Below are 7,029 nucleotides of genomic sequence, written 5' to 3'. Positions count from 1 at the left end.
ATCACAGAGCCGGTTTCAAAACCAGGGGGTTTTTCGAACACTCCAGGTGATTCGCCTCAACTTTTCTTAACCCCTTAATTTTAATAAAAAACCAACAAAAACGGGGACCAGCATTCGCCGCCCCCGCTCTTGTCAAAGCACGAAAACCATTAAATCAAAGTGAGCCGCTAACCCCGACCTCAACAGCCTCGCGCCCGTTGATCACCAGACCGTCGCCATTCGCCGAGACATTGACCGTCTCGCCGTCATGAATACCGCCTTCAAGCAGCATCTCCGCAAGCTGGTTCTGCAAGCTGCGCTGCACGACGCGCTTGAGCGGGCGCGCGCCATACACCGGATCATAGCCCTCGTTCGCCAACCACTGCTCCGCAAGTGTGTCGAGATGCAGAACGATGTTGCGATCCGAAAGCAGGCTCTGAAGCCGCCCGATCTGGATATCGACGATCCGCGCCATGTCGACTTTCTGCAAGCGCGAGAACAGCACGATCTCGTCGAGACGGTTCAGGAACTCCGGCCGGAAATGATCGCGCACGACGCGCATCACCTGCGCCTGCACCAGATCCGTCGACTCTCCATCGGGCTGATTCGCCAGAACGTCGGAGCCGAGATTGCTGGTCAGCACGATCAGCGTATTGCGGAAATCGACCGTACGCCCCTGCCCATCCGTCAGACGCCCGTCGTCGAGCACCTGCAACAGAATGTTGAAGACGTCGCCATGGGCTTTCTCGACCTCGTCGAACAGGATGACCTGATAGGGACGACGACGCACGGCCTCGGTCAGCACGCCGCCTTCCTCATACCCCACATATCCTGGAGGCGCGCCGATCAGGCGAGCGACTGCGTGTTTCTCCATGAACTCGCTCATGTCGATACGCAGCAACGCCTTTTCGTCGTCGAAGAGAAACTCCGCCAACGCCTTGGTCAGTTCGGTCTTGCCCACGCCGGTCGGACCGAGGAACAGGAACGAGCCGATCGGCCGGTTCGGATCCTGTAATCCAGCGCGCGCGCGACGAACCGCATTCGCCACCGCCTTGAGCGCAGGTTCCTGCCCGACAACGCGCCTGCGAAGCTCGTCCTCCATCCGCAGAAGCTTGGCCCGTTCGCCCTCAACCATCCGGTCCACGGGGATGCCGGTCCAGCGAGACACGACCGAGGCGATGCCCTGCTCCGTCACCGCCTGCGACACCAGATCGCCGGTCGATCCCGCCTGCGTTTCCTGAGCCTGCGCGATCTTTGCCTCAAGGTCGGGAATGACGCCGTACATCAACTCCGACGCCCGACCCAGATCGCCCTTGCGCTGCGCCACCTCTACGGTGGAACGCGCCTCGTCCAGTTGCTCCTTGAATTTCTGGACTTCGCTGACCCGATCCTTCTCGGCATGCCACGCGGCGTTCATCGCGTCGGATTTCTCTTCGAGATCGGCGAGTTCCGCGTCCACCTTCTCAAGCCGGTCGCGGCTGGCTGAATCGTCTTCCTTCCGCAGCGCCTCACGTTCGATCTTTAACTGGATCACGCGGCGGTCGAGCTCGTCGAGTTCTTCGGGCTTGCTGTCGATCTGCATCCGCAGCCGGCTTGACGCCTCGTCGATCAGGTCGATCGCCTTGTCCGGCAGAAAGCGGTCGGTGATGTAGCGATTCGACAGGGTCGCCGCCGCCACCAACGCGCCGTCGGAGATGCGAATGCCATGGTGAAGCTCGTACTTCTCCTTGATCCCGCGCAAGATCGAGATCGTGTCAGCAACGGACGGTTCGCCCACGAACACCGACTGGAAACGCCGCGCGAGCGCAGCGTCCTTCTCGATGTATTTGCGATACTCGTCGAGCGTCGTGGCGCCGATGCAATGCAGCGTGCCGCGCGCCAGTTCCGGCTTGATCAGGTTGGACGCATCCATCGCGCCATCTGAACGTCCCGCGCCGACGAGCGTATGCATTTCGTCGATGAACAGGATCACCTGTCCTTCCGCGCTCTCGACTTCCTTCAGAACGGCTTTCAGACGCTCTTCGAACTCGCCGCGAAACTTCGCGCCAGCGATCAGCGCGCCCATGTCCAGCGACAGCAGCTTTTTGTTGCGCAGCGCCTCCGGCACGTCGCCGTTGACAATGCGCTGCGCCAACCCTTCGACGATAGCGGTCTTGCCGACGCCGGGTTCGCCGATCAGCACGGGATTGTTCTTGCTACGACGTGCGAGTACCTGAATGGCGCGACGGATCTCTTCATCACGCCCAATGACCGGGTCGAGCTTTCCCGCCTGCGCCACGGCTGTGACGTCGCGTGCGTATTTCTTCAGTGCGTCGAACGCGGCCTCCGCATTCTCGCTATCCACGGTCCGGCCCTTGCGAATCGCGGTGACGGCCTTCTCCAGAGTCTCCGCGCTGGCGTTTCCATCCTTCAGGGCGCGGCCCGCAGTGCTGTCCGACGCCGCGATCGCGACCAGAAGCCGATCCTGCGCTACGAACGAATCCCCGGCATTTTCAGCCGTGCGCTGGGCCGCATCCAGAAGGCGAACGAGATCAGGCGTCGCCTGAGGCTGCCCCGCGCCGCCGCCCTGCACTTTCGGCAGTCGCGCCAGCGCCTGCTCAGTCGCGGCGAGAACCTTGAGCGGATCCCCACCCGCAGCGCGAATCAGCGACGATGCGGCGCCTTCATTGTCGTCAAGGAGCGCCTTGAGCAGATGCTCCGGCGTCAGTTGCTGATTGAACTCCCTGACGGCGATCGTCTGCGCAGCCTGTAAAAAACCGCGCGAACGTTCCGTAAATTTCTGTATGTCCATAGTCCCGGTGTCCCTTTCACTCTAGGCGACGTTCAGGCCTCGGCGCCGTCCCTCTATAGGCGACGTCGTCTCGGTCTTGCATTGGATATGGGCGCCGTCCACCCGATGACAAGAGCAAGTCGCTCCAACCCGCGACCGAAATTGACCACGGAGACGCATAACGGTGTTCGATGCGCTAACGACCTGCGCCGCCGCCCCTCACCGCCTGAACCACGAGCGATAGCCACATTCGGGTGCGGGCCAGATCGTCGAAGGCTGATCGTTCTCAAGCGCATCACACCCATGATCTTTCGGCCCCCGGCAGTATTGGGTAGCTTGAGGTCAGAATGGAAAGTTCACGCCCCCGGTTCGCTCCCGGCAAGCGTCGTTCATCATTCAGGAACCATGGCGCCCTCCACTACCGGGAGGGATGTCGGCGAAAGAGAAGCAGCCAGGCACTATGGGCAAGAAACTGGGTATCGCGATCACGACCTACAACCGGATCGATAACCTTCTCAAACAGATCGACCTGATTGAGCGTCTGAGCGTGTCCGATATCGAACTGGTCGTGTGCGACGACGGATCAGATGACGAAACCATCGCTATGCTCGCCGAACGCGGCGTGATGACGATCGGCGGCGTCAACCGCGGGATAGCGTGGAACAAGAACCGGGGCGTTTTCTACCTGTTCAACTACACCGACGTGGACGCCGTCATCCTTATGGACGACGACGTAATGCCCCGCATTCACGGCTGGGACGCAGAATGGTTCGAAGCTGCAACACTATACGGGCACGTGAACTACGTGCCCGCAAGCATGGGGCCCTACGTAATCGGAGGGGGGCTGACCGCAGAAGATGTCGGTCTGTCGCCGGTCGTTGGCGGGATGTGCATGGGCGTCAGCCGGGAAGCCTTCGCCCGGGTCGGTTTCATGGACGTGCGTTTCGGCCGATACGGCCATGAACACAGCGATTACTCGTTCCGTTACGTGCGCGCGGGATATGGCGGCTTTGTCAAAGTCACCGACAAAGAGCCGATGACCTATTTCTATGTCATCGATGGCGGCGTGCGACTGGCGAATTTGCCCTCGACCGGAACGCCGGAAGAAGCCAGCAAGAACAATGAACTGCTCGCAAAAGTTGCGAACGATCCGATTCACCGCATGCCATGGAAAGACGATGAAGGTCGCGACGCTTTCCTTGCAGAGTTCGAGCCGATGAGCAGTCGCGTCGTCCCTGAAATCGAGACCGTTGCGAAGGAGTTCGACGAAGCTCTCTATCTGGCCGCCAATCCGGACGTCAAAAACGCCTCGATGAGAGGCCTTCAACACTACATGGCGTTCGGGCGTTTCGAAAAACGACGCTTAAAACCATGACACGCAGTCTATACAGCCGCGCGAAGACGGCGCACCCGCAATAGAAAGCGCCCCCCCGGAATACCCTCCTCAAATGGAAAACCGCCGCCCGACTTCGTCCGTCGGGCGGCGGTTTATTCCCACGTCATCGGCTGTCCAGCCACTGCGAACGGATATCCCGTTCGCAACGACCGTAACGGCAGCGTCAGAAACCGGTGGACAGAGTGACCATCGCACTGAAAGGCACCTGCAAATAATATGTCGGGGACGATCCGGCGATCGTTCCGCCGTAAACGCCCTTAGTCGCATTGGCGTTCGTCTGGAAACCGTAAACGCCGTTTCGGAATTTGGCGCCCGTCAGGTTCTGCATGTTCAGCTGAATTTCAGGTGACTTCAGATATCCGAAGCTCTTGAAACGATATCCGACAGCAACCTGATTGGTGATGTATTGCGGAATGGACTGGTCGTTCATGAAGGTCGAATACTGTTTCGCAATATACTTCAGCTGGCCCGAAATCCACAGATGACCGTCATCATAATCGAGCCCTAGTCCCGCCTGCACCTTCGGCGAACGGATAGCGATCTTGCCCTTGGTCGGCAGATAATCGGTCGTGCCACTCGTGGTGCTGGCCATAATATTGTTGTCGATCGTCGAATGCAGATACTCGAACGTCGCGTATGGGCGGATATGATACCAGATCGGACGGGTGCCGATTTGCGCATCGACACCGCGCGTCGTCTGACCGCCCGCGTTGACCGTCTGACTATAAGGCGTCGTGCCGACGTAGTAATTAAGTGACTGCTGACGGTTCGAGAGATTATAGTTGAAGAACGACACGGATGCGTTGATCACGTCGCCGTTGTAGCGATACCCCAGTTCCTCTTCGATCGTGTATTCTGGATTGCTCGAACCGCCCTTCTGGGTCTGCGAGCCAGCCGTCCCGTAGTAATCGACCAGAGACGTGTTCGCAGGCACGCGAAAATTCGTGCTACCAGAAATATAGACTTGGTGCTGCTTGTTGAAGTTCCACGAGATTCCGATCTGCGGCAGCGGCTCGGCTGAGTGGATATTGCGGTTATATATTGTCCCCGGCGTGTAATTGTAGGTACGACGCGTCACCATGGCTTCCTTGAAACCAAGCGTGATGTTCAGGCGATCGTTAAAATACTTCATCGTGTCGCCGATGAAGATCATGTTCACCTGCGACAGGGACAGGAAGTCGCGCGCCCGGAAGTTCTGCCCCGACGTGGTCGTGACAACCGCGTTCGTTCCCCAGATGTTGTATGGCTCTCCCGTCGCCTGATTGACCTGGCCATAAGGCGAATACTGCTCAAGGTTGGCGTATTCATACCACCAGCCAAGAGTCAGAGTGTTGTGCTTGTCGATCTTGTATGTTGCGGAGAGAGTGTTGCCGGTTCTGAACTGCTCCTGATTGGACGGAGCCAGAGCCAGATACCCTTTGCTGGTGTCTCCGTTAAGCGACACTTTCTCGTTGCCCATATAAAGCTTGGACAGCGCGCTTGAGGTGAAATACGTCGCGCCCGTGCCATTGCCGATCCCGTGCCAGAAATAGATTGAGTCGTCGATCGAGAGCTTCGGGGAAATAACGATATGCGTCGGGGCAGAGGCTACGACGTTGCGGAACGGGTTGACGTGCAGCTTGTAATAATTTGCGCCAGCAGCGCTCGCCCCTGCATAATCCGACGTATAATTATTGCTGTACCCATTCGCGCGCCACTGGCTCAAAGTGGGGAACAGATAAGAGTCGTTGACCTGATCGTTATACGACACTGTCAGGCCAGTGTGGCTGCCGTTCTCGAAATCCTTCACGGCCTTGAAGTCATAGTGGAACTTCTCCGCCTGCCCGGCGCCGCGCCACTGATTGCCCTTCGTATGGCTGAAAGCGAACATGGCGCGGATGCCGCTGTTGCCGATGTAACCGGAGTTCAACCGCAGGAACTGTCGCGTCGTATCAAACGAACCGAAAGAGATATCGAGCAGACCGCCAGCCTTCACCGTCGGATTGCTCATTGTCATCGTGGTCAGACCGGCGGACGCGTTGACCACCGGCGAATTGACGTCGACCGATCCCGGCGTCAGCTGCACGGTTTCAAGATCTTCCGATTCGAGCACTTCGTTGGCGTAGAACTGCCCGCCGCCGATGTCATTGAGCGGCGCGCCGTCCAACACCCAGCCGACTTCCGCCTGATCGAAACCACGAACATTGACCTGACCAGAGTACAGGCCAAACGGATCCTGCATCGAAACGTTAACGCTCGGCATCATGGCGATAAGCTGCTGCACGTTGGACGACGGCGGCTGCTTGGCGATGAAGTCGCGCGTCACCGACTGAACCGCCTTCGGCGCGGTCTCCGCTCGCATCAATCCGCCGCCGGGCTGGCGGGTGCGAACGCTGCGACCACTCACAGCAACGTCTTCGGTCTGAGACGACACATACGGGTGAGGCGCGGGGGTCGGCGCAGCGGCCGCAGTCGCAGGCTTGGCGGCAACCGCAGGCGTCGCCGTTTTCGCGGACGAAGCCTTCGTCGGGGTCGTACGATGGTGCGCGCCATGACGCACAGCCGCGTCAGCCGGATCGGCGACGCTGGCCAGGATTGAGCCGGCGAGTAAGGTCATCAAAGTGGTTCTGCGGGCGCGAAGCGACATTAACTGGCGTTTCCCATGACAAAGCGTTGCGTTAACGTTACAATATAAACTGTGACTGACGACTACCGGGATGCTCACAGACATTACTGCCCGACGAAATCCGATTTCAAAGCAGAGCCGCATTTGCGCCGATTAGTAGTCGGTTTTATTATTCACTCGAAGACAAACAGGTCAGACGTTGCGGTTGAGATTTTAGGGCCTTAAGTGACGCTCTAGGCTCAGGACCTATTAATTTATTGAAGTGAGCGAGAGGTTGTG

General features: G+C 58.7%; 3 protein-coding genes. 1 reads left to right on the top strand and 2 read right to left on the bottom strand.

What is annotated here, in order from left to right:
* Positions 1 to 154: 154 nt before the first annotated feature.
* On the bottom strand, positions 155 to 2,770 hold the full coding sequence (gene clpB / locus HK28_RS11895) for an ATP-dependent chaperone ClpB (protein WP_086644772.1): 2,616 nt from the start codon (positions 2,768 to 2,770) through the stop codon (positions 155 to 157).
* A gap of 409 nt (positions 2,771 to 3,179) precedes the next feature.
* Here clpB and HK28_RS11890 point away from each other — a divergent pair, with 409 nt between their 5' ends.
* Positions 3,180 to 4,124, top strand: coding sequence for a glycosyltransferase family 2 protein (locus tag HK28_RS11890; protein ID WP_086644771.1), 945 nt, complete (start codon positions 3,180 to 3,182; stop codon positions 4,122 to 4,124).
* A 184-nt stretch (positions 4,125 to 4,308) separates the two neighbouring features.
* Here the strand turns inward: HK28_RS11890 and HK28_RS11885 are convergent, their stop codons facing one another.
* Entirely contained in the window at positions 4,309 to 6,741 is a 2,433-nt protein-coding gene (locus tag HK28_RS11885; protein WP_143217414.1) for a TonB-dependent receptor, read from the bottom strand.
* Between the last annotated feature and the right edge of the window lie 288 nt (positions 6,742 to 7,029).

It is taken from the genome of Acetobacter sp. DsW_063, assembly GCF_002153745.1.
Classification (GTDB): domain Bacteria; phylum Pseudomonadota; class Alphaproteobacteria; order Acetobacterales; family Acetobacteraceae; genus Acetobacter.
This window is presented reverse-complemented; position numbering and strand designations above follow the sequence as displayed.